The organism is Spirosoma aerophilum (assembly GCF_054782495.1).
Genome location: NZ_BAAGSJ010000005.1, coordinates 254,320 through 276,296, shown reverse-complemented (window position 1 = coordinate 276,296; position 21,977 = coordinate 254,320). Strand labels below are relative to the sequence as shown.

Below are 21,977 nucleotides of genomic sequence, written 5' to 3'. Positions count from 1 at the left end.
ATTGCAGCCCCAAAAAGACTTGACCCATTATGTATCGTTTCGACACGGTTTCTGCACTTCGGCAATACTTGAATTCCATTCGTTCTGAACAGTCCATTGGGCTGGTGCCAACCATGGGTGCCCTGCACCAGGGTCACATAACGCTCATTGAAACGGCTCGCCGGGAGAATGATGTGGTGGTAAGCAGTATTTTCGTCAACCCGACCCAGTTCAATAACCCCGATGATCTGGCCCGCTATCCCCGAACGCTGGAAGAAGACTGCGAAAAGCTCGAAGCGGCTGGCTGCGACGTGGTGTTTGCCCCGTCGGTATCAGAAATGTATCCCGAGTCGCCTACGCTACGCATGAACTTTGGCGAACTGGAAACGGTGATGGAGGGGGCCTTCCGGCCGGGCCATTTCAACGGCGTCGGTATTGTGGTGGCCAAACTATTCAACATCGTACAGGCCGACCGCGCCTATTTTGGTCAGAAGGATCTGCAGCAGGTGGCCGTTATCCGGCGACTTATCCGCGACCTGAACGTCCCGGTCGAGCTGATCCGCTGCCCGACGGTTCGGGAGAGTGATGGACTAGCGATGTCATCCCGCAATCGTAATCTTACACCTACCGAGCGAAAGGAGGCTACAACGTTATTTAAAGGCCTGTCAATGGCACACGAGCTGCTGATTGAGGGTCATAGCACTGCGCAGGCGAAAGCGGCTGTAACGGGCTTATTTGCGGGCAATCCCCACTTCCGGTTAGAGTATGTTGAAATAGTCAATGCCGATACGTTGCAACTGGCCAACGAAGTGCTGGCGCCGGGGCAAACGGCCATCTGTCTGGCCGCTCATTTGGGAAACGTCAGACTGATCGACAATCTGGTGTTCTGAGCGGAGAGTTCTCAATAATTGGATTTAGGGAGTCGGATTGGCGGCCAGCCAGGCTGTTTGAAAGACAAGTGTTGCCCGTTTTTGAAGCAGATCATAGGTAATCTTATCCGCTGTGTCGGAAGGCTGATGGTAGTCATTGTGGCTACCGTTTGTGAAAAATAGGGCGGGGATACCTATTCTGGCGAAGTTGTAGTGGTCTGACCTGTAGAAGAGCCGTTCAGGATCGTTTTTCGTATCATATCCACCCTGATTTAATGTCAGGTTCACGGATTGTTGATTCGCTGTCTCAGCGATTTTCCGTAATTCGTTGACCTGATCTCCTGTCAGTAGATAGCAGTAATCGGGATTCTTGCGATGAGCATTATCGACTCGACCTACCATGTCAACATTTAGGTCACACACGAACTGGCTTAATGGAATAGGACTATTCCTGACGAAGTATTCCGACCCCAGCAACCCACCTTCTTCACCAGAAAATAAAACAAACATGATCGTTCTGCGAGGTTTAATACCCCGCTGGGCCAGACTATCAAACAAGGCGGCCACGCTCAAAACGGTAGCCGTCCCCGACGCATTATCATCAGCACCATGAAAAATCCGATTGCCAGTTCCACCCAGATGATCGTAATGGGCGGACACAATGACTACTTCTTGTTTTAAGTCGGTTCCAATAAGTGCCCCTGCAAGATTGTCGCCAAAAAGCACATGGCTGCTGTCTTTGGCTGTGAGTGGTGGAGGTGATAATTCGTACTGTTTATAGGCAGGTGACGTAACACGATAAGCACCGGCTGAACCAAAATTGGCTACCTCCGTGGTGATGAAAGGGTACGTCTGGCGAAAAGAACGCCGAATGGAATCAATCGGGAATACCGTAACTAGATGATTTCTTCGGAACGTTGTTGAGCAGTAAAATGCGGCCTGAAGCTGGCCTTTGGTTCCGGTTGCTCGGCCCTGCAAACTATCAGAAGCTAACAGATAAACGTGCTTTTTAAGCAGTGAATACGAAACAGAGACCGACGAAACATCGGGTTGCCCCAAACAGTGCATGCTACTGAAAAGCATGTAAAACGCTGTGCTTAGGAACGTTGTTTTTATCACGTAACGGCTGGATAAACGGTTATATACATGCTTTTTACGGGCTGGGTTCCATTAAGTCACTTCCTGTAGGTTAATCCACAATCCGAAACATCATCTTCGCTTTCTCCCTTGACAGCGAATTGAAATGCCACCACTCATATTCAATTGGCGTGAATCCCCCCTGTCGCATGGCCGTACGCAGTATCTGGCGATTGTCGATTTGCTGCTGTGTTAATTTGCCGGATTTTAGGAGTTGTTTTTCGCGGGAGGGGTAGGCCAGTTCGCCGAAGAAATCGTATTTGGTGCCCATATCCAGCGCCTTGCCGTCGGCGGTGGCTACGGTTAAGTCGACCGCGCAGCCATAGTTGTGAATAGAGCCAATGCGCGGGTCGGCTACGTATTTCCGGCGCTCATTTTCGGATAACTCGGGCAGGGCGTTCCAGAGTTTCCATTGGGCCGAGCGGGGGCGGGCGGCATCATACACCAGCAAGCGAAGATTGGGGTGATGCGCCTGCAAGTATTTGCTGGCTGCTGCCAGTTTTTTTGCCGCCATCGGTTGCATATACGCTCGTGTCAGATCGCCGTACACGTCTCTCCCTATGAAGTTGTCGGTGGTCGAATACTTGAGTTCGACCAGAATCGTCGGGTCTGTTTTCTGCACGTCGACAAGGCCCTGTTTGGCCATAGCGGCTTCGAAGTCCTGCGCTTGCAAGGGTAAGCCACAGAGGCACACAAAGACGCACAGAGATACACGGAGAAAAATCTTTGTGTATCTCTGTGTTTGCTCTGCGCTGCTCTGTGGCTTAACTTTTTTACCATTCATCATAACGCAAATAACGCCAAAACGCACTACTTTGCTTGCTAAACCGCCCGTAACATGGCCTTAAATTACATTTGGGTTGCCTTTTTTATCATTGCGTTTGTCGTTGCACTGGCCAAACTGATCTTCCTGGGCGACACCGAAATCTTCAAAATTCTGGTCGAAGGACTGTTCGATTCGTCAAAGGTCGCCGTCATGGATATTGCCTTGCCGCTGGCGGGGGTGATGACGTTTTTTCTGGGCTTGCTCAACATTGGCGAGAAGGCGGGAGCTATCAATTTTCTGGCTCGCATCATCGGCCCCTTCTTCCATAAACTCTTCCCCGAAGTACCCCGCGATCACCCGGCCAACGGCCAGATGATCATGAATTTCTCGGCCAATATGCTTGGTCTGGACAATGCCGCCACGCCGTTCGGGCTGCGGGCTATGGCGAGTTTGCAGGAACTGAACCCAACGAAAGAAACGGCCTCCAACGCCCAGATCATGTTTCTGGTGCTGCACACTTCGGGATTGACGATTATACCATTGAGTATTATGGCGCAGCGGGCTATTCTGGGGGCCAAAGACCCGTCGGATATTTTCATTCCGTGCCTGATTGCCACCTACGTAGCCACGGTCGTCAGCATGATTGCGGTGGCTATCAAGCAGCGCATCAACTTGATCAATGCCACGGTAATGGGCTGGTTGGGGGGTATCACCAGTCTGATTGGGCTGGCGTTGTGGTTCCTGTCGACCAAGACGAAAGATGAAATTGAGATCATATCCAAAGTAACGGGCAACCTGGTGCTGATGCTCATTGTGGTGTCGTTTCTGCTGGGGGCGATGCGCAAAAAAGTAGACATTTTTGACGCCTTTATCGAAGGAGCCAAAGGCGGTTTCGAAACGTCCGTCCGCATTATTCCATACCTGGTCGGTATGCTCGTTGCCATTGGTGCGTTCCGAAATTCCGGGGCCATGGATTACGTGATCGACGGACTAAAATACGTGTTCAGCCTGACAGGTATCAACACCGAATTTACGGATGCGCTGCCGGTGGCTCTCATGCGGCCTTTAAGTGGTTCGGGGTCGCGGGCGCTGATGATCGATGCCATGAAGCAGTTTGGCCCCGATTCCTTTGTGGGACGACTAGCCTGCATGTTTCAGGGGGCAGCCGACACCACGTTTTACATTGTGGCCCTGTACTTTGGCTCGGTTGGTATTCGCAATTCGCGCTATGCCATTCCCTTCGGGTTATTTGCTGATCTGATGGGCGTTATCGCCGGTATTGCCCTCGGTTATTTCTTCTTTCATTGAGCGAAAAACATCAGAAATGTGTTAGCTAACTAGCTAATCCAACAAACTAACCGCTTCGGCGGAATTACCGAATGAATATTACCCAGGTACGTGAACAACTCCACTTACTGATCGACGAGGTCGACGATATTTATGTACTCAATGGCCTGTACCGCAACCTCCTTTCCGATAAACGGCAGCGGGAAGAGTATGAGAAAGAGCAGGTAGAGAAAGCGAAAAAGCAGGGTCGGGCTGGTAAGTACTCCTAAACTAATTAGCTAGACCGCCAACCGTCAGGGCGATAATAATGGCGTTGAACCCGAAGGATAGTACCCCGTGAACAAGGGCCGTTCGGCGCATGGGTTTCGACCGAACCGCCACGTCAGAAACCTGACTGGTCATGCCAATCACAAACGAGAAATAGGCAAAATCCAGGTAGTCGGGTTCGTCGTCGCCGGGGAAGTCAAGTCCACCCGGGTGGGTTTTCCGGCTCTTATCATTGCCGTAAAACAAGTGTGCATAGCGGAGGGTAAATACCGTATGGACAAGCGTCCAGGCACTGGCAATGGCTGAGATCGCCAGTAGTCTGTTTCGTGGCCATTCGGGGGCATTTTTATTGGTCGAGTCCAGCAGTTCGATAACGGCGAAGAGGCTGGCTATAGCGGCTACAACGACGAAAAGCATAATCAGTGTTCGGCTCGAATCCTCAAGGCTTGTCAGTTTGGGTAGATCGCGGGGATGCGCAATGCTTATACTCGTCCACATCAGCACAAGTATTGTCACGGCAAACGTTATCCAGACAACGGTCAGGTGGGCAGCTACACTGAACTTGCCCGGAACGGCGAAGTAGGCAACGAATGCCGCGAACAGACCAATTGCTAACCGGTGTTGAGAGTCCAGGCGGGCAATGGAGTGCAGTGGATGGGTCGACATTTTCTAAATGAGTGAACGGGTAGGTTACGAATAACGTCCTTCAGGTAGTGTTCCCCAAATTTTTAGCGGCTCTCGTCACAACTTTTAATGTATTCCGTAAAAGGCTCTATGTCTCAACCCATTCAGCATCAACTTGTCCGAATTGGCACCGGTAGCGATTCACTGTCGAAGTCGCAGAAGGAATTTAATCGGCTTACGCAGAAAATAGAAGAAACAACGGCTGAATTACAGCAACTGCGGGAGTCTTCGGACTACATATACCAGCGATTGCAGGCTGATTATCAACCTTTCGTTGATCAATATATTCAACTGCGGGTCAATCTGGTTCGGCTGTTCGACCGGGCGTATGAGCATGACGATATGACACGGGCGGAACAGAAAAAACTGGCTGACCTGATTCAAACCATCGCGTCCGACCTGATTTACCAATACGACGTTGATAGTCTGGAGTCTATTTATGCCAAATACAAAACATCCGACTTCGATGAGTCCGATCAGCAACTGGCACCATGGACAGAAGGCGATGACTCCGGGTACGAGTCGGATAGCATAGCCGCTCAGGAAGCCGCCGAAGCGGAACGCCAGCGACAACGAGCCAGTAAACCCAAGTCGGAGAAACGGTTAGCCCGCGAGGCCAAAAAGAAAGCCGATGAGCAGAACACGACCAAAGCGGTTCGGACGCTTTACATGGATCTGGTAAAAGCGTTCCACCCTGATCGCGAACCGGATGAAGCCGAAAAGGTGCGTAAGACCGAAATCATGCACCGCGTCATTGCCGCATATGAAAAAAGTGATTTACTCGCCTTGTTTCGGTTGCAGCTCGAATTCGAACGCATCGATCAGTCGCACCTCGAATCCCTGGCCGAAAGTCAGCTCAATTATTACAACAAAATTCTACGACAGCAGGCGCAGGAACTGGACGACGAAGTAACCACGCTGCATAAACAGCTGGCGCGAATGACGGGAAAATCCAAGTTTACCGCGGGTTCGCTCGTTGGCTTCGACATCAGTCTCAATAGCGACATAGGGCAGCTCAAGCGGGATACCAAACAGTTGAAAAACGACCTGAAAGCGCTGGCTGATCTGGGTGTATTGAAACAGTGGCTGAAAAGTTATCGGTGAGGTGCCAGGTACTGCGTAAAAGCAGAAAGCTTATAGGGGGAGTAGATTTAAATTAAGTAAAACGCGGCTTTGTTGCTTTCTGCAATATTCCCGGAAAAAACTATCTTCTCCAAGGATTATGAAGAGGAGGGTAGTTATTTCAAAATTTTCAACAATCTTGCTATGTTATTTGGCACTTGTATAGCCTGAAGCCGCTTTTGTTGAGAATCATGAAAGAGTATATCCGACCCATTAAACGTTTGCTCGTCGCCAACCGGGGCGAAATCGCTATTCGCATCATGCGGGCAGCTACTGAGCTCGGCATCACAACTGTTGCCGTTTACACCTACGAAGACCGCTATTCGCTTCACCGCTACAAGGCTGACGAAGCCTATCAGATTGGTCGTGACGAAGATCCGCTGAAGCCGTATCTGGACGTTGAAGGGATCGTTCTGCTCGCCAAACGACACAAGGTCGATGCCATTCATCCCGGCTACGGATTCCTGTCGGAGAACGTGAAGCTGGCTCGTCGGTGCCGCGAAGAGGGTATTATTTTCGTGGGTCCATCGCCGGAAGCGATGGATGCATTAGGCGATAAAGTACGGGCCAAAAATCTGGCCACCAGCGCCGGCGTACCGCTCATCCCGGATTCGCGGGAGGAGAATATGTCGCCGGAATTTGCCCTTACGGAAGCCCAGCGGATTGGTTTTCCCATTATGGTGAAAGCCGCTGCCGGGGGCGGTGGTCGCGGTATGCGCGTCGTACGACAGGCTGAAGAGTTTGAAAAAGCGTTCGCCGAAGCCAAGAATGAAGCCCGCAACGCCTTTGGCGACGATACCATTTTCCTCGAAAAATTCATTGAAGAACCCAAGCACATTGAGGTTCAGTTGCTCGGCGACCAACACGGCAATATCGTTCACCTGTACGAACGTGACTGCTCCGTACAGCGACGGTTCCAGAAGGTTGTTGAAGTTGCTCCATCCTTCGGGCTGAAACAGGAAACGAAAGATAAACTTTATGCCTACGCCCTGCAACTGGGGCGGGCCGTTAATTACTCCAATGCCGGCACCGTTGAGTTCCTGGTCGACAAAGCCGAAAATATCTACTTTATTGAGGTCAATCCTCGTATTCAGGTCGAGCACACCATTACCGAAGAGGTAACGGGTATCGATATCGTCAGAACGCAGATTCTGATCGCGATGGGGTATCAGCTTTCCGATAACGGCATTTATATCAATCACCAGGACGACGTTCCCCTCAACGGCTACGCCATTCAGTGTCGGATTACGACCGAAGACCCCGCCAACGGTTTCAAGCCTGATTTTGGAACGATAACGGCTTATCGGAACGCAGCTGGTTTTGGTATCCGTCTCGATGAGGGAAGCAGCTACGCGGGCATGAAAATCTCGCCCTACTTCGATTCCATGATCGTGAAGGTTTCGGCACGGGGACGGACGCTCAAGGGGGCTACCCAGCGACTGACGCGGGCATTGGTTGAGTTCCGGATTCGGGGCGTGAAGACCAATATTGGCTTTTTGCTGAACGTGATCAGCCACCCGGTTTTTCAGCGGGGCGAAGCGCGGGTATCGTTCATTGAAACTCACCCTGAACTGTTCAACTTCCGCAAGCCGCAGGACCGCTCGACGCGGGTACTCAACTACCTGGCCGATGTGATTGTGAACGGTAACCCGGAGGTTAAAAAGAAAGACGACAGCAAAATATTCCGTACCCCCGTTGTTCCCAACTTCGATATCTACGGAACTTACCCTGCTGGCAATCGCGATCGGCTCAAAGAGTTAGGTCGGGAGAAGTTCGTTCAGTGGGTGCTCGATCAGAAAAGTATTCTCTACACAGACACAACCTTCCGCGATGGGCACCAGTCGCTGCTGGCCACCCGTGTTCGAACGCAGGATTTGCAGAAAGTAGCCGAAGGGTTTGCCAAGAACCACCCGGAGCTATTCTCGATGGAAGTCTGGGGTGGTGCCACCTTCGACGTGTCGATGCGCTTCCTGTATGAAAGTCCGTGGAAACGACTGGCGGCCCTGCGCGAAGCCATGCCGAATATGCTGCTGCAAATGCTGTTCCGCGGTTCGAATGCCGTTGGGTATTCGGCTTATCCTGACAATCTGATCGAGAAGTTCGTGGAGCAATCGTGGGAAACGGGCATTGATGTTTTCCGGATTTTCGACTCGCTCAACTGGGTCGAAGCCATGAAAGTGAGTATGCGGGCCGTTCGCGAACGGACTGATGCGCTGTGCGAAGCCGCCATTTGCTACACCGGCGATTTGCTGGATCCGAATCAGAAGAAATATACCCTCCAGTACTACCTGGATATGGCGCGTCAGCTGGAAGACGAAGGCGCTCACCTGCTGGCCATTAAAGATATGGCTGGTCTGCTTAAGCCCCTGGCCGCTGATGTGCTGGTTCGGGAACTGAAGCAGGCCGTGAGTATTCCGGTTCACCTGCATACGCACGACACGCCGGGTATTCAGGCAGCTTCGTATCTGAAAGCCATTGATGCCGGTGTCGATATTGTCGATTGTGCCCTTGGGGCGCTGTCGGGCCTGACCTCACAGCCGAATTTCAACTCCGTGGTGGCCATGATGCAGGGCCACGAGCGGGAATGTAAAACGGACTTGTCGTCGCTGAACGCGTACTCGAACTATTGGGAAGATGTTCGGGAATATTACTACCCCTTTGAGTCGGGTATGAAGGCGGGCAGCGCAGAAGTGTACGAGAACGAAATTCCGGGTGGCCAGTATTCGAACTTGAAACCACAGGCCATTGCCACCGGCCTGGGCGATAAGTTCGAGACGCTAAAAAAGAACTACTCGGTAGCCAACCAGCTCTTCGGCGACATTGTAAAAGTGACGCCATCCTCGAAAGTGGTGGGCGACATGGCTATCTTCATGACGGCCAACAACCTCACGGCCAACGACGTGCTGACGCGTGGCGATTCGTTGTCGTTCCCGGAATCGGTAAAAGAACTGATGAAGGGAATCCTGGGTCAGCCCGTGGGTGGTTTCCCCGAAAATATTCAGAAGGTAGTGCTGAAAGGGGAGGAGCCGATTAAAGGCCGTCCGAATGAGCATCTGAAACCAATTGATTTCGATGCCGATTTCAAAACCTTCCAGGAGAAATATCCCCAGTGCGACGGGTTCGTGGATTACCTGTCGTACCAGATGTACCCGAAGGTATATGACGAATATTACAAGGCCAACGTGCAGTACGGCAATGTCAGCATCATTCCAACGCCTGCGTTCTTCTACGGACTGAAGGAGAACGAAGAGATACTGATCAACATCGAAGAGGGAAAGAACATTCTGGTTCGGCTGCTGTTCAAATCGGAGCCTGACGAGTTTGGTATGCGGACCATCACCTTTGAGCTCAACGGCCAAAGCCGTCAGGTTCAGGTGCGCGACCGGGCCTCGAAGGTGGAGAAGGCCATCAATGCGAAAGCGAGCAAACCGGGCGATGTAGGTGCCCCGCTGCAGGGACGATTGACCCGAATTCTGGTGAAGGAAGGCGATGTTGTCAAGAAAAATCAGCCGTTGTTCGTGATTGAAGCCATGAAGATGGAAAGTATCGTGGCGGCTCAGAAAGAAGGTAAAGTAGCGAAAGTCGTGCTGAAAGAAGCTACCACCGTTGAGCAGGACGATTGCGTAATAGAGTTGGCGTAAGCTCCTGGTTGACTAAACTCCATAATGAATAGAAGGAGTTAACGGGAAGCTGAAAAATAAGAAAGTGTTAAGAAAAGGTCGTTTCTCCGCGGAACGGCCTTTTTTTACTATTTACAGACCTTACGAAGCGGTTGGTCTTCCATACCGTTGTATCAGTCAAAATTTTATGGCAACTTACTTATCGAACTAAACCGCCTGTAATCATGGAAAATCAACCGCCAACGCCAAATTACACACCTGTTCCTGTCCCTATGAGTGAATCAGACGCCCGCATGTGGGCTATGTTTGCTCATTTAAGTGCGCTCACCGGATTGTTTACCGGTTTTGGTAGTTTGATTGCTCCCATCATTGTCTGGCAAATACAAAAGGACAAGTCAGCCTACGTGGATTATCACGGAAAAGAAGCCGTTAACTTTCAGATTACGATGGCCATTGCCTTCGCGGTCTCCATTCTGCTAACGATGATCCTTGTCGGCATCGTACTGATTTTTGTGGTCGGTGTGGTATGGCTCGTTTTTACTATTATTGCGGGCATAAAAGCCAATAATGGCGAATATTATCGTTATCCATTAACCATACGGTTTATCAACTAACGGAACCGTTAGTTATTGGCCCTGATCAGCTATTAAAAAATCGCAGAATGACTCCTCCCCAACAAAACCCTGAAGGCGCTATTGACGTCGAATTAAGCGAAGAAATCGCCGAAGGTGTATATGCCAATCTGGCAATGATTGCTCACTCGAATAGTGAGTTTATTCTAGATTTTATTCGTCTGATGCCGGGTGTTCCCAAGGCGAAAGTGAAAGCCCGCATTATTCTGACCCCTGAACACGCCAAGCGCTTACTGGAAGCCCTGCGCGAGAATATCAGCCGTTTCGAAGAAGCGTATGGCGGCATTAACGAGCCTAACGAATTTAAGTTTCCGGCTGGTGGCTTTGGTGGTCCGGTCGGCCAGGCGTAAATCGTAGTTTGTAAACTATAAATCCTTTGGCTTTCAAACTGTTTTCCGTATCTTTGCACCTCAAAATTCGGGAAGACTGTTTTTTCGTAAACAAAACTAAGAATGCCTACTATACAACAACTCGTGCGTAAGGGCCGCGAAAAGCTGATCGACAAGTCAAAGTCGCCAGCTTTGGACTCTTGCCCACAACGTCGGGGCGTGTGTACGCGTGTGTACACAACGACGCCGAAGAAGCCAAACTCGGCGCTTCGGAAAGTTGCCCGGGTTCGCCTGACGAACCAAAAAGAAGTTAACGCCTACATTCCAGGCGAAGGTCACAACCTCCAGGAGCACTCGATCGTACTGATTCGTGGTGGCCGGGTTAAAGATCTTCCAGGTGTACGTTACCACATCGTTCGGGGTGCTCTGGATACGGCTGGCGTAAGCGGTCGTCTGCAAAGCCGTTCGAAATATGGTGCTAAACGGCCAAAACCAGGTCAGGCTCCAGTGAAAGGTGGCAAAGGTGCACCACCAGCAAAAAAGAAAAAGTAATCTAGTGTAATGAGTTGATTGGTGCAGTAGGTGTAATTAGTGGTTTTGACCTTACTACACCACTTCACTTAATGAACTACTTACCAAAAACTGACTGGGCGTTGGAAAGACTGCGTCCAGAGTAAGATCAAAAATCTGAAGAAATCATGAGAAAGGCGAAACCGCCCAAGCGTTACGTATTACCCGACCCGAAGTATAAAGAGGTCCTCGTAACCAAATTTGTAAACAATCTGATGTACGAAGGCAAAAAGAGCCTGGCGTACTCCATCTTCTACGACGCTCTCGATGTGGTTGCCAAGCGCACCAGCGAAAGTGGTCTGGATACCTGGAAAAAGGCATTGAATAACGTCATGCCATCAGTTGAAGTAAAAAGCCGTCGTGTCGGTGGAGCTACCTTTCAGGTGCCAACCGAAGTACGGGCAGACCGAAAAGTCGCGGTAGGCATGAAATGGCTTATTAAGTATGCTCGTTCACGTGGTGAAAAAACCATGGTAGACCGGTTAGCCGCTGAAATCGTTGCAGCCGCAAAAGGCGAAGGCGCAGCAGTGAAAAAGAAGGACGATACGCACCGTATGGCTGAAGCCAACAAGGCGTTCTCTCACTTCCGGTTCTAAACCAATTAATCTGGCCAAAATCCCGATGGCCATTACCTTTGCAAAAGCTATCCAACATTGGGTAGCTTTTGTTGTTTTTCAGCCATATGACAACTTTAGAAAACGACCATCTCCACGTTTCCATCCGGCCGAAGGGCGCCGAGCTGACGTCTGTCTTTCATAAGACAACGGGTATCGAACATCTCTGGCAGGCAGATCCATCAGTGTGGGGATGGCATGCGCCAAACCTGTTTCCGGTCGTGGGCGGTTGCCTGAATAACCAATTGCTGGTAGATGGCAAAGCGTACCCCATTGAGCGGCACGGCTTCACCCGCCAGTCGACCTTTGAAACAACCGAATCGACCAGCACGCACGCTATTTTCTCCCTGCGTTCGAGCGACGCTACCCGTGTGCATTACCCCTACGAGTTTGAATTTCAGATTATCTATGAAATCGAGGGGCCAAAACTGACCGTTTCGTATCGGGTGGTGAACGAAGATGAACAGACGATATTCTTCTCAGTAGGCGCGCATCCTGCCTTTGCCGTGCCGTTCAGGGCCGGAGAAGCTTATGAAGATTACGTCGTTGAATTCGAAAAGGCAGAGCCGCTGGAAACGCACATGCTATCAGCCGGAGGGTACTTTACAGGAGAAACCGTGCCCGTTCCGACGGTTGATGGCGATAAGCTGCCCTTAACAAAGCACCTGTTTGATGCCGATGCGCTGGTGTTTAAGAATCTGGCTTCCCGCCGGGTAACCATCCGTAGCGATAAGCATTCGCATACATTATCGGTTGCCTACCCTGCTTTTCCGTATCTCGGCATTTGGGCGAAGCCAGGAGCGCCTTTTGTCTGTATAGAGCCGTGGTTGGGTTGCGCAGATAGCGAAGGAGAACCCAAACCCATTGAGGAGAAAGAATTGATTCAGCAGCTTGCTGAAGGTGGTGTGTTCGAAGCTACCTTTACCATTACAGTAGAGTAGAACCAACAGGGGCGGCTATTGTTAGCCGCCCCTGTTGGGTTACTGGGTTTCCTCTAAAGGCGCAAAATCTTTAAATGTCCGTTTCAAGGCCTTATCGGTAGCTTCTTTCTTGCTTTGCCAGTTGGCATCCAGCTCCAGCGCCACCAGACCGCTCAAGCTCATCGCATTCCGGAAATCGTCCAGTTTCTTAACAAACTCTCCGTTTCGGCGGGCAGATTTCAAGGCGAATTCTCGGGCAAATACATCCCCCTTGTTCTGGAGTTCACTGCGTTTGCCCAGCACGTAGTTATAGCGGTCGAGCAAATCTTTCATTGATTTGCCAATCACTTCCGTCGCTTCCAGCGTGCCCATGGTCAGTACGGCCGTGCCGCCAACCGCCGAAATAATTCGTCCGTTTTTCTGGGCATCAACACTGGCACTTGAACCTGTAACGGCGGGGGTTACACCTGTAACGGCACCCAGCGATGCGTTGGCTACAGAGCGATTCCGTTTGCCGCCTTTCGCTTTCTTGTAATCATGCTTGAGCTGTTCTTCTTTGTCACCGAGCTGTTCAATCAGGCCCCAGGCCTGCACCAGCACTTGGCGGTATTGGTTGTAATAATACCGGTCCTTTTCAGCTTCATTGACGGTATTCAGTACCGTGAACGTGATCCGACGTTCTTCGCGGTTTTGGGCTTTGTCCAGTACGTAGAAGGTAATTTGGGCTGTCAGCGAATCGTACGGGTCTTTAACAAACTCATAGCCAGGTTGCCAGATAAATTCGTATTGATTATCCGTGTTCTTGACCAGGGCTGATTTTGGTATCTGCTGGTTATCGGACAGAAAGCCAAAAGCCGCGACGTCGTCTTCACCATTAGGGTCCGACAGGTAGAACTTAAGATTTACGTTTGCGTTTTCTTTCAGTTTGTAGTGAACATCTTTCGGAATCACGGCAATGTCGGGTGGCAGGTCCATCTGCGTCACTTCTATTTTTAGCCGTCCTTTCGTACGTGTTTTGGCTGGCTGATCTTCCACCCAGAATTCCATATACTGGGGCGCTTGCTTCAATCGGTTAAACTGATTGAGGGACAGCGTCCAGGTCAACTCACCCTGCGACGAAAGTTTGCTGCCTTCGGGCATTTGATCGGCAATAGGGATAAACACGATCGGGTCGCCATCATCGTCCCGAACGGTCTGCGAATCCATTTTATAGGTATTCTGCGTTCGGTAGCTCACATAGAAGGGGCGTAGTTCACCAATGACGGGCGGGCGATTCACATGGGTTACTTTGAATTCAGCATTTTGCGTGACCGTTTGCCCATGCGTATTGCGAACTTCAAAGCTTACAGGGTAAATTTTAGTCGTTTGGATACGATCAGCCAAATCATAGCCCGGTGTCCAGCTAAAATGACCCAGGGAGTCAAGCTGCATACCATCCTGTTTATCGTTGCCAAAAGAAAATTTCAGCGTGTCGCTGGGTGCACCCGTTGCCTTTAAATCGAATCGGACTGTACTACCTTCGGGCACAACGTTCCAATTGGTTTGCGTTGGCAAGAGTAATTGAATTGACTTGGAATCCTGCGCATGGAGGCTGCCTATGGTACCAAACAGTAGCGCCCATGCCAATATACCGGCAGTTCGGTTCATAATAACGTTCAAAGGTGGTCTGTTTTCAAAAACGTAAAAGTAAGTCTAAGATTTTGCCCGATTGGGATTATAAACCCGATTTGAGATTATTCTTAGCAAAGAGGCCTTGAATAGCAAAAATAATTACATATTTCCAATAAAAAGTAATACAGTTTAAGTAAGGCTGACGGACAGTGGAAAAGGTAAACGCATAAAAAAGTCGCTCTCCGTCCATACGGAGAGCGACTTTTTTATGCGTTTGTTACAGCCTTAGTTCTTTTTAGGCGCAGCTGCACCTGCGGCTGGTTTAGCAGCTGGAGTGCTTCCACCCGTTGTGGCTGGTTTAGCGGCTGCTGCTGCTTTCGCTGGATCGATGCCCATTTTTTTCAGTACCAGCTCCGTGATGTTATTTTCTTCGGGAGCAACCAGAAGAATGGGGATGGTGTTAGCACCGGCATCCAGGTTGAATACATACTGATACCCGTTTTCTTTGGCAACGGCATCAATAGCCTTTTGGATTTTCTGCACAACGGGGTTTACCAGTTGCTGGTATTTCGTTTGCAGTGACGTTTGGCCGGTCTGGCTAAATTCCTGAATACGGGCTTGCAGGCTCTGTAGTTCCGTTTCACGGTCTTTTTTGATCACGTCCGACATTTGTGCTGCCCCTTTTTCGTAGGCAGTGTATTTGTCTTCCAATTCCTTCTGCATCCGCTTCAGTTCGTTTTCTGTTTGCGTCCGCTGAATGGTCAATTGGTTCTGAATATCTTTAGCATCGGGCGTTTGCGACAGAACGTAATCAATGTTCGTATAGCCTAACTTCAATGGACCAGCTGCAGTGGTCGTAGCTGGTGTTGTCGCTGGGGCTTGTGCCTGAGCGCTGAAACCGCCTAATAGAAGGGCTGCTGCGAACGCCATGACGAGGTTTTTCTTCATCTCGAATTAGTTGTTTGTATTACTTTGGTTTTGTGGTTGTTTTGTTTGTTGGATTACTGTTAGTAGCCGTTGGTTTAATGTCTAATCCCAGTTCTTCCATCACATAGTCAGAATAATCGTGCCGTGGGTTAGTGTAAAGCATAACAAAATCAGAGGCTTTGTCGAACATAAAGTCCAGCTTTTTCTGCAAACACACTTTTTCTACCGCCCGATTAACTAACTCCATTGGGGCTTTCATCAGTTCCTTTTTCTTTTCGAAAAGTAACCCCTGATAGCCAAACACCTTGTTGTTGTAATCTCGTGCTTCCCGCTCTTTATCGCTGATAGCCCGCTGCCGATCGCGCTTCATGTCTTCTGTCAGCAGGATTTCTTCGGCTTGATACGCTTTTTGCAGTTTGTCTATCTCAACATATTTGTCCTGAATATCTTTCGACCACTTGTCTGCAAATTTGTCAATTTCCGTAAGTGCTTTCTGATATTCGGGCATTTTGCCAAAAATAAACTCCGTGTCTACGTACCCGAACTTTTGCGCTTTGGCTGGAGTGACTAGCCAAACAGCGCACAAAAGTACGAAAATTAGGGCTTTTTTCATTGATCACACGTCAATTTTTGCGGGAAGTAATTGATTGTCAAGGCTGATATCTGTAAACCTACAAGGCCTTGAGGGCCTTGTAGGTTTATTAAAAACGTTTAAGTTTTCAGAATCTTATCTGATCTGCTGCCCGATCGTAAAGTGGAATTGTCCTGACGCTTTGTCTTTCACACCTGGAATCTTGTCGAAGCCATAGCCATAGTCGATACCAATCAGACCAAAGGCTGGCATGAAGATACGGGCACCAAAACCAGCTGACCGCTTCAGGTCAAACGGATTGTACTGCTTGTAGCTGCCCCAGTTGTTACCAGCCTCGAGGAAGCCAAGAACAAAGATTGTTGCCGATGGATTCAGCGATACAGGATACCGGAGTTCTGCCACAAATTTGTTGTAGGCAACACCGCCCTGGCTGCGAGCCTGCGCATCAACGGCACGGTCATAATCGGCCGTATACACACTGCGGTCATCGTAACCACGAAGACCAATGATGTCCTGGGCAAGGGCAAACTGTCCCTGACCAGCCAGACCGGAACCACCCAACACGAACCGTTCGAATGGTCCAATGGAGGTACGTTTGTTATAGCTGCCCAGAAATCCCATGTGAGCCCGCGCGTTCAACACTAACTTACCAAATACCGTCTGGAACCAGCTGGCGTCGAACATCCATTTGTGGTATTCAACAAACTTGTACTTGTCTTCCGGTTTCTCGGTGGTCGTGGTGGTACGCCAGGCCGAATAAGGCGGTGTAAACGAGCCGCTCAACGTAAAGGACGAGCCGTTTCGGGGAAACTGGGGATTGTCGATGCTGTTCCGCGAAAGTGTTGTGTTGAACGTGATGTTGTTCGAGATACCGTCTTTGTAGCCAATGTAGAACAAATCGAGGTTGTTCAAATCGTACCGCTGAAACGAGATCGAGTTGCTAAGGCTGAAATAATCATCGGGGACTTTTAACTGACGACCCAGCCCGATGGTAACGGCCGTGTTGGTATACGAACCGGTTGGTTTACGACCTTTCAGGCTTTGGTAGATACTGGCCGGGTTGAGTGGATCATAGAACGTTTGATAGACCGTGTGGCTGGCGCTTACCGACAACGCATTGGGTTTACGACCGCCCAGCCAGGGTTCGGTAAACGACAACGAATACACCTGGTACTGCGAGCCATTGGCCTGGAAACGTAACTGCACCCGCTGCCCGTCACCGGCCGGCAAAGGCCGCCAGGCTTTCAGGTTCGGTATATTACGGGCCGAGAAGTTGTTAAACGTCAGGCCCAGTGTACCAACGAAGCCTACGTAGCCACCCCATCCGCCCGAAAGCTCGATCTGGTCGGAGGGCTTCTCTTCTACCGTATATTCAATATCAACGGTGCCATCACTTTGCGGAACGGGGTTGATCCCAATTTTCTCGGGGTCGAAATAGCCGAGTGTCGATAATTCGCGTTGGGTACGAATCAGGTTCGTTTTCGAGAACTTTTGTCCGGGCAGCGTCCGGATGGTCCGCATGACCACGTGATCGCTGGTTTTTGTATTACCGTTCAGGATGACCTTATTGATGGTGGCCTGCTTACCTTCAAAAATACGAATCTCAAGATCGATGGAGTCGCCTTCAATGGCCCGTTCGATGGGTTGAGCATTGTAGTACAGATAGCCCAGATCCATATACTGCGAACTCAGGTCCTGGCCCGGGTTACCGTTCAGGCGTTTGTCCAGATCGTCGGGGTTGTACACATCGCCTTTTGTGATGCCCAACACGGAGCGTAACTGATCGGATGTATAGAGGTAATTACCCGAGAAATCAATTTTGCGGTAGTAATACTGATGACCTTCATTCAACTTCATGTTGATGCTGATCGTGTTATTCCCGTTATGGATGATGGTGTCTTCTTCTATAGCCGCATCCCGATAACCCAGTTTGTTGTAATATTCAACAAGCTTCTGTTTGTCTTCTTCGTATTTCTTGGGAACGAATTTCGATGGGGTAAACACCCGTCCGAAACGCTGCTCTTTGGTGCCTTTCATCTTCATACGCACCGCCGACTCGTCTACTTCATTCAGTCCATTGAAGTTGATTTTGGCAATTTTGACCTTTTGTCCTTTATCCACCAACACGCGCATAGTCGCGTTGTTTCGTGTGCTGTCAGGAATAGTCGTAATCTTAACTTTCGTGTTCAGGTACCCTTTGTCCACGAAGTATTTGCGGGTAGCCATCTGGGTATTCTTGGTGATCGTGTTGGTCACGATTTTACCCAGGTTGAGTTTTACTTTGTCTTTCAGGTTGTCCTGCTCTCCTTTTTTGATGCCCATGAAACTAACCCGATACAGGCGGGGGCGCTCGCGTACCCGGTACATGAGAGAAACTTTACCTTCACCCGTTTCCGTCGCAAACACTTCTACATCGTCCAGAAGACCCGATTCCATCAGTTTGCGAACCGACGAACCATTTGCCTCGCCAGGTAGTCGAACTTTATCGCCCACTTTCAGTCCGGTAAGCGACACTAATGAGTTTGGGTCCAGATACCGCGTTCCGGTTATGGATAGACCGGTAATTTCATATTCTTTTGGATTGGCGTAATTGAGCAGATCGTTCGTTTCTGTCGGAACGGGGGTGTCGCGCGGAACGCCAACGCGCACCTGAGCCTTGGCAGGCAGCAGACCAATGAGCAGGCAAACGGCTCCTACTAGTACTTTTATACGGTGTTCCAAGTTATGTATTACAATTATGTTGTTGATTGTCAGGAGTCCGCTGGTTCGAAAAGGGTTGTAATGCATACCCTTAATTTTCCATAAAACGGTGCCCCTTGTTTTGGCTTACTTCACTAACTGTTCACTGGTTTTTCCAAACCGACGTTCGCGTTGCTGATAACTCAATATAGCTTCATACAGGTGCTCTTTACGGAAGTCGGGCCAGAGCACATCGGGCATGTATAATTCAGAGTAAGCCAGTTGCCAAAGCATAAAGTTGCTGATGCGCATTTCGCCACTGGTTCGAATCATCAATTCGGGATCAGGAATGCCTTTGGTGCTCAGATGTTGGCCAAACACGGTTTCGTCAATCTGATCGGGGGTGATTTTACCGTCCCGCACTTCAGCCGATAACTGTCGAACGGCTTCCAGAATCTCCCAGCGACCGCTGTAACTCAGGGCCAGCACCAGGGTCAGGCCCGTATTCTGGCTGGTTTCGCGGATGGCTTCTGCCAGTTCCCGCTGGCAATCGGTTGGTAAACTACCGGTATGACCAATGGTCGCCAACTTGACGTTGTTGTCCATCAATGTTTTTATCTCCCCCCGAATGGTATGAACCAGTAACGTCATTAAGGCATCTACTTCATATTTCGGACGATTCCAGTTTTCGGTTGAAAACGCGTAGAGTGTCAGGTATTTCACCCCTAATTCTGCGCAGCCTTCCGTTGTTTCCCGCACGGCCTTAATTGCATTGCGGTGGCCAAATACCCTGGCAGCACCCTGTTTTTTCGCCCAGCGTCCGTTTCCGTCCATGATAACGGCAATGTGTTGGGGCAGATTGCTCGGGTCAATGTGTTCCTTCATCCCAATGGGGGAGTTTTAACAAAAGTTAACAAGACCGCGAAGATACGGAATTTTAGTCGGTAAGTGAGTGAGTTAATTGGTAAGTTAATAAGTTGGGTAAGTTGGTCAGTGAGTCAGTAAGTCGGTAAGCGGCTTCGCCTAAGTTAGTAAGTTAATAAGTCAGTAAGCGGCTTCGCCTAAGTTAGTAAGTTAGTAAGTCGGTAAGTGGCTGACGCCAGATCAACACATGCGTCAGCTACTTACTGACTTACTGACTTAGGCGCAGCCGCTTACCGACTTAGGCGCAGCCGCTTACCGACTTAGGCGAAGCCGCTTACTGACTTAGGCAAAGCCGCTTACCGACTTAGGCAAAGCCGCTTACCGACTCGCTTACTTCGCGTATCTTTGCCTTTGAAGACTATAAGTTGGGGTCTGGCGTTTTAGATCAGATTCCTGTTAACTCGTTTTTCATGCGTATGAACCCCTTTTTTTTGATGAGCACCCGTCGGGTTTCTGTATTTGTTTTGCTGGTTATGGTTTTACTGGGTTGCCAGAAGAACGACGATACCGTTGCCACACCGCCCACTGTAATCGACCGGGTTATTGAAGATACTCAGTTTAGTCTGCTGCGGGTTGCTGCAACCTATGCCGAAGTGAATGATGCCCTTAAAGGGGCTAATCTGACGCTGTTTGCGCCCAACGATGCCGCTTTTCAGGCATATGGACTGGGTTCTCCAGCGGCTATTACGGCCTTACCGAAAGAGCAGGTAAAAGCACTGGTCATGTATCATGTGTTATACGGGTCTGTTGCGGCCTCAGCCATTCCATCGGGCCAAAATCCAGTGGCTACGGCGAGCAAAGGCATTGCCTTTCTCAATAAATCGTCGGATGGTAAGATCTTTATCAATAACGCGCAGGTCATTCAGGCCGATCTGGCGGTAGCCAATGGCTATATACACAGTATAGATCGTGTGCTGACGCCAACGGCCGGGAATCTGCTGACCACCATTCAGAACAATCCAAATTTAACGTTTTTAACAGCCGCTGCTCAGCGCGTTGGAGCCAGTAACCCTACTTTATTGGCAACCCTGAACAATGAAACGTCGACAACGCTCGTAACGGTATTTGCACCGACGAATGCCGCGTTTCAGGCGGCAGGCTTTAAAGATCTGGCCGCCGTCAATGCCGCTAATGTGCAAACGCTGACCAACGTCCTGCTCTATCATGTGGTTTCGGGCGTTGCGTTTTCAAACCAATTGCAAACCGGAACGGTCAATACCTTACTGAGCGGAAACAGACTCACCGTTACGTCAACCGCGAACCAGCTCACGATAAAAGGCAATAAAAACACAACGGCGGCTATGATTAAGCCTGCCGACATCCCTGCTACCAACGGAGTCGTACATATTATCGACCAGGTATTACAACCGTAATGATAAATTTTAACAGGTTTACAACGCTCTGCCACGTTTTGGGGTCATTAAGCGTAGTGTTTAAGATTTCTGGTTATTTTAGTTTCATGCGTATTCTTCATTTTATCCTGTTGGGGGCATTGCTGCTGAGTGGGTTAGCTTCGTGTAAACAGGAAAATATTGATGCCACGAATACGGCTTCGACCTTGCTGGCAAACCAGGCCGATATAAAAACGTATACATCGACCCCGGCCTTCCAGTCGTATATCGTCAGCCAGGGCATGTCGGCTACAACGACCAGTTCGGGTCTCTATTTTGCCACGACACAGCCGAATTCAGCTACCACCGTAGACAATTACGGCAAGGAAGTGGAGTTCAATTATACGCTTTACGTACTCAACGGCCCCAGCAACGGGGCAAGCACAACGGTAACGAGCGGGACAACGACCAGCCCGGTAGCTATAACGGCCGTCAAGGTAGATTCTGCTTTTGCATCAACGTCGGCTTTCTTTCCTCTTTTTGAAAAGTCTTTAAAACCGGGTCTGGAAGAAGGTTTACGGCGAATGCATGAAGGTGAAAAAGCGATACTGATCATGCCGTCGCTCTTAGGGTATGGTGGCGTTACCAATGGCAATGTCCCCGCAAACTCGCCGATTCGGTTTGATGTAACGTTGAAACGGGCCCGCACGGAAGCGCAGCAGATCAATGAATACATGGCCGCCAATAAGCTGACGCCCACCAGGGTGACCACGAGCGGCCTTCGGTTCATTAAAACCCTGAGTGTTGCCACTGGAGACACTATAAAGGCGAATTCGACGGTGACTATTAATTATGTGGCAAAGCAGCTGCGTGCCCAGACTGCCGTCGGCTTCGACAGTACAAAAGCTGGTGTTGACCCCTATAATCTGGTCGGCTTCAAAGAGGGCCTTGTGGGAATGAAGGTTGGTGAAAAAGCGACGTTCATTTTTCCGTCTTCGATAGGTTTTGGCACGAAGGGACTTGTTAATACAGAAACAGGTTTATATAAAGTTGCTCCTAATACACCTTTACGGTTTGATGTTGAGGTAGTTAAGATAAATCTTTAACAAAAGACAAT

At 49.8% G+C, this 21,977-nt stretch carries 20 protein-coding genes; 12 read left to right on the top strand and 8 right to left on the bottom strand.

The genetic code is table 11. The annotated features are described in order from the left end of the window. The first annotated feature begins 29 nt into the window (after positions 1-29). Entirely contained in the window at positions 30-869 is an 840-nt protein-coding gene (gene panC / locus ACYVK4_RS07560) for a pantoate--beta-alanine ligase (RefSeq protein ID WP_461126885.1), read from the top strand. A 24-nt stretch (positions 870-893) separates the two neighbouring features. Here the strand turns inward: panC and ACYVK4_RS07555 are convergent, their stop codons facing one another. After that, positions 894-1,931 carry a M28 family peptidase gene (locus ACYVK4_RS07555; protein ID WP_461126884.1) on the bottom strand — a complete coding sequence of 346 codons (1,038 nt, stop codon included), beginning with the start codon at positions 1,929-1,931 and terminating at the stop codon, positions 894-896. A gap of 106 nt (positions 1,932-2,037) precedes the next feature. After that, complete coding sequence (locus ACYVK4_RS07550; RefSeq protein WP_461126900.1) at positions 2,038-2,631, bottom strand: M15 family metallopeptidase; 594 nt, start codon at positions 2,629-2,631, stop codon at positions 2,038-2,040. 192 nt (positions 2,632-2,823) lie between these two features. On the opposite strand from ACYVK4_RS07550, the gene ACYVK4_RS07545 reads away from it, so the two are divergent. Then, a complete protein-coding gene (locus ACYVK4_RS07545; protein WP_461126883.1) occupies positions 2,824-4,059 on the top strand; it encodes a nucleoside recognition domain-containing protein in 1,236 nt (411 codons plus the stop codon). A 71-nt stretch (positions 4,060-4,130) separates the two neighbouring features. Further along, positions 4,131-4,307 carry a hypothetical protein gene (locus ACYVK4_RS07540; RefSeq protein ID WP_461126882.1) on the top strand — a complete coding sequence of 59 codons (177 nt, stop codon included), beginning with the start codon at positions 4,131-4,133 and terminating at the stop codon, positions 4,305-4,307. 1 nt (position 4,308) lies between these two features. On the opposite strand, the gene ACYVK4_RS07535 is transcribed toward ACYVK4_RS07540, so the two are convergent. After that, positions 4,309-4,971: a DUF1345 domain-containing protein gene (locus ACYVK4_RS07535; protein WP_461126881.1), complete on the bottom strand. Its 663-nt coding sequence runs from the start codon at positions 4,969-4,971 to the stop codon at positions 4,309-4,311. Positions 4,972-5,079: 108 nt separating this feature from the next. Between ACYVK4_RS07535 and ACYVK4_RS07530 the strand changes: the two genes are divergently transcribed. The 7 genes from ACYVK4_RS07530 (at position 5,080) to ACYVK4_RS07500 (ending at position 12,817) form a co-directional block, all read left to right on the top strand. Then, positions 5,080-6,093 (top strand): hypothetical protein, encoded by a 1,014-nt coding sequence (locus ACYVK4_RS07530; RefSeq protein WP_461126880.1) that lies wholly within the window; start codon positions 5,080-5,082, stop codon positions 6,091-6,093. Between the two features lie 209 nt (positions 6,094-6,302). Further along, entirely contained in the window at positions 6,303-9,752 is a 3,450-nt protein-coding gene (locus ACYVK4_RS07525) for a pyruvate carboxylase (RefSeq protein ID WP_461126879.1), read from the top strand. Between the two features lie 203 nt (positions 9,753-9,955). Further along, positions 9,956-10,345, top strand: a complete 390-nt coding sequence (locus ACYVK4_RS07520) for a DUF4870 domain-containing protein (protein ID WP_461126878.1) — start codon at positions 9,956-9,958, stop codon at positions 10,343-10,345. Between the two features lie 47 nt (positions 10,346-10,392). Next, positions 10,393-10,713 carry a DUF3467 domain-containing protein gene (locus tag ACYVK4_RS07515; protein WP_461126877.1) on the top strand — a complete coding sequence of 107 codons (321 nt, stop codon included), beginning with the start codon at positions 10,393-10,395 and terminating at the stop codon, positions 10,711-10,713. Positions 10,714-10,815: 102 nt separating this feature from the next. Continuing rightward, complete coding sequence (gene rpsL / locus ACYVK4_RS07510) at positions 10,816-11,244, top strand: 30S ribosomal protein S12 (protein ID WP_046577394.1); 429 nt, start codon at positions 10,816-10,818, stop codon at positions 11,242-11,244. A 146-nt stretch (positions 11,245-11,390) separates the two neighbouring features. After that, on the top strand, positions 11,391-11,858 hold the full coding sequence (rpsG, locus tag ACYVK4_RS07505) for a 30S ribosomal protein S7 (protein ID WP_012928933.1): 468 nt from the start codon (positions 11,391-11,393) through the stop codon (positions 11,856-11,858). A gap of 86 nt (positions 11,859-11,944) precedes the next feature. Further along, on the top strand, positions 11,945-12,817 hold the full coding sequence (locus ACYVK4_RS07500) for an aldose 1-epimerase family protein (protein WP_461126876.1): 873 nt from the start codon (positions 11,945-11,947) through the stop codon (positions 12,815-12,817). Between the two features lie 39 nt (positions 12,818-12,856). On the opposite strand, the gene ACYVK4_RS07495 is transcribed toward ACYVK4_RS07500, so the two are convergent. From ACYVK4_RS07495 to ACYVK4_RS07475, 5 genes are all read right to left on the bottom strand, one after another. Then, entirely contained in the window at positions 12,857-14,443 is a 1,587-nt protein-coding gene (locus ACYVK4_RS07495; RefSeq protein ID WP_461126875.1) for a hypothetical protein, read from the bottom strand. Between the two features lie 249 nt (positions 14,444-14,692). Continuing rightward, the gene (locus ACYVK4_RS07490; RefSeq protein WP_461126874.1) at positions 14,693-15,355 is read right to left on the bottom strand and encodes an OmpH/Skp family outer membrane protein; all 663 of its coding nucleotides are present in this window, start codon (positions 15,353-15,355) and stop codon (positions 14,693-14,695) included. A 19-nt stretch (positions 15,356-15,374) separates the two neighbouring features. Further along, a complete protein-coding gene (locus ACYVK4_RS07485; protein ID WP_461126873.1) occupies positions 15,375-15,947 on the bottom strand; it encodes an OmpH/Skp family outer membrane protein in 573 nt (190 codons plus the stop codon). Between the two features lie 114 nt (positions 15,948-16,061). Next, positions 16,062-18,647, bottom strand: coding sequence for an outer membrane protein assembly factor BamA (bamA, locus tag ACYVK4_RS07480; RefSeq protein WP_461126872.1), 2,586 nt, complete (start codon positions 18,645-18,647; stop codon positions 16,062-16,064). Between the two features lie 105 nt (positions 18,648-18,752). Then, entirely contained in the window at positions 18,753-19,490 is a 738-nt protein-coding gene (locus tag ACYVK4_RS07475) for an isoprenyl transferase (protein ID WP_461126871.1), read from the bottom strand. Between the two features lie 455 nt (positions 19,491-19,945). Here ACYVK4_RS07475 and ACYVK4_RS07470 point away from each other — a divergent pair, with 455 nt between their 5' ends. Both ACYVK4_RS07470 and ACYVK4_RS07465 read left to right on the top strand, forming a co-directional pair. Beyond that, on the top strand, positions 19,946-20,902 hold the full coding sequence (locus ACYVK4_RS07470; protein WP_461126870.1) for a fasciclin domain-containing protein: 957 nt from the start codon (positions 19,946-19,948) through the stop codon (positions 20,900-20,902). An 86-nt stretch (positions 20,903-20,988) separates the two neighbouring features. Continuing rightward, entirely contained in the window at positions 20,989-21,966 is a 978-nt protein-coding gene (locus tag ACYVK4_RS07465) for an FKBP-type peptidyl-prolyl cis-trans isomerase (RefSeq protein ID WP_461126869.1), read from the top strand. The last annotated feature ends 11 nt before the right edge of the window (positions 21,967-21,977 follow it).

Excerpts from the sequence above, each read along its gene's own strand:
- panC (WP_461126885.1), top strand. The coding sequence starts at position 30 with ATGTATCGTTTCGACACGGTTTCTGCACTTCGGCAATACTTGAATTCC.
- ACYVK4_RS07555 (WP_461126884.1), bottom strand. The coding sequence starts at position 1,931 with ATGCTTTTCAGTAGCATGCACTGTTTGGGGCAACCCGATGTTTCGTCG.
- ACYVK4_RS07550 (WP_461126900.1), bottom strand. The coding sequence starts at position 2,631 with ATGGCCAAACAGGGCCTTGTCGACGTGCAGAAAACAGACCCGACGATT.
- ACYVK4_RS07545 (WP_461126883.1), top strand. The coding sequence starts at position 2,824 with ATGGCCTTAAATTACATTTGGGTTGCCTTTTTTATCATTGCGTTTGTC.
- ACYVK4_RS07540 (WP_461126882.1), top strand. The coding sequence starts at position 4,131 with ATGAATATTACCCAGGTACGTGAACAACTCCACTTACTGATCGACGAG.
- ACYVK4_RS07535 (WP_461126881.1), bottom strand. The coding sequence starts at position 4,971 with ATGTCGACCCATCCACTGCACTCCATTGCCCGCCTGGACTCTCAACAC.
- ACYVK4_RS07530 (WP_461126880.1), top strand. The coding sequence starts at position 5,080 with ATGTCTCAACCCATTCAGCATCAACTTGTCCGAATTGGCACCGGTAGC.
- ACYVK4_RS07525 (WP_461126879.1), top strand. The coding sequence starts at position 6,303 with ATGAAAGAGTATATCCGACCCATTAAACGTTTGCTCGTCGCCAACCGG.
- ACYVK4_RS07520 (WP_461126878.1), top strand. The coding sequence starts at position 9,956 with ATGGAAAATCAACCGCCAACGCCAAATTACACACCTGTTCCTGTCCCT.
- ACYVK4_RS07515 (WP_461126877.1), top strand. The coding sequence starts at position 10,393 with ATGACTCCTCCCCAACAAAACCCTGAAGGCGCTATTGACGTCGAATTA.
- rpsL (WP_046577394.1), top strand. The coding sequence starts at position 10,816 with ATGCCTACTATACAACAACTCGTGCGTAAGGGCCGCGAAAAGCTGATC.
- rpsG (WP_012928933.1), top strand. The coding sequence starts at position 11,391 with ATGAGAAAGGCGAAACCGCCCAAGCGTTACGTATTACCCGACCCGAAG.
- ACYVK4_RS07500 (WP_461126876.1), top strand. The coding sequence starts at position 11,945 with ATGACAACTTTAGAAAACGACCATCTCCACGTTTCCATCCGGCCGAAG.
- ACYVK4_RS07495 (WP_461126875.1), bottom strand. The coding sequence starts at position 14,443 with ATGAACCGAACTGCCGGTATATTGGCATGGGCGCTACTGTTTGGTACC.
- ACYVK4_RS07490 (WP_461126874.1), bottom strand. The coding sequence starts at position 15,355 with ATGAAGAAAAACCTCGTCATGGCGTTCGCAGCAGCCCTTCTATTAGGC.
- ACYVK4_RS07485 (WP_461126873.1), bottom strand. The coding sequence starts at position 15,947 with ATGAAAAAAGCCCTAATTTTCGTACTTTTGTGCGCTGTTTGGCTAGTC.
- ACYVK4_RS07475 (WP_461126871.1), bottom strand. The coding sequence starts at position 19,490 with ATGAAGGAACACATTGACCCGAGCAATCTGCCCCAACACATTGCCGTT.
- ACYVK4_RS07470 (WP_461126870.1), top strand. The coding sequence starts at position 19,946 with ATGAACCCCTTTTTTTTGATGAGCACCCGTCGGGTTTCTGTATTTGTT.
- ACYVK4_RS07465 (WP_461126869.1), top strand. The coding sequence starts at position 20,989 with ATGCGTATTCTTCATTTTATCCTGTTGGGGGCATTGCTGCTGAGTGGG.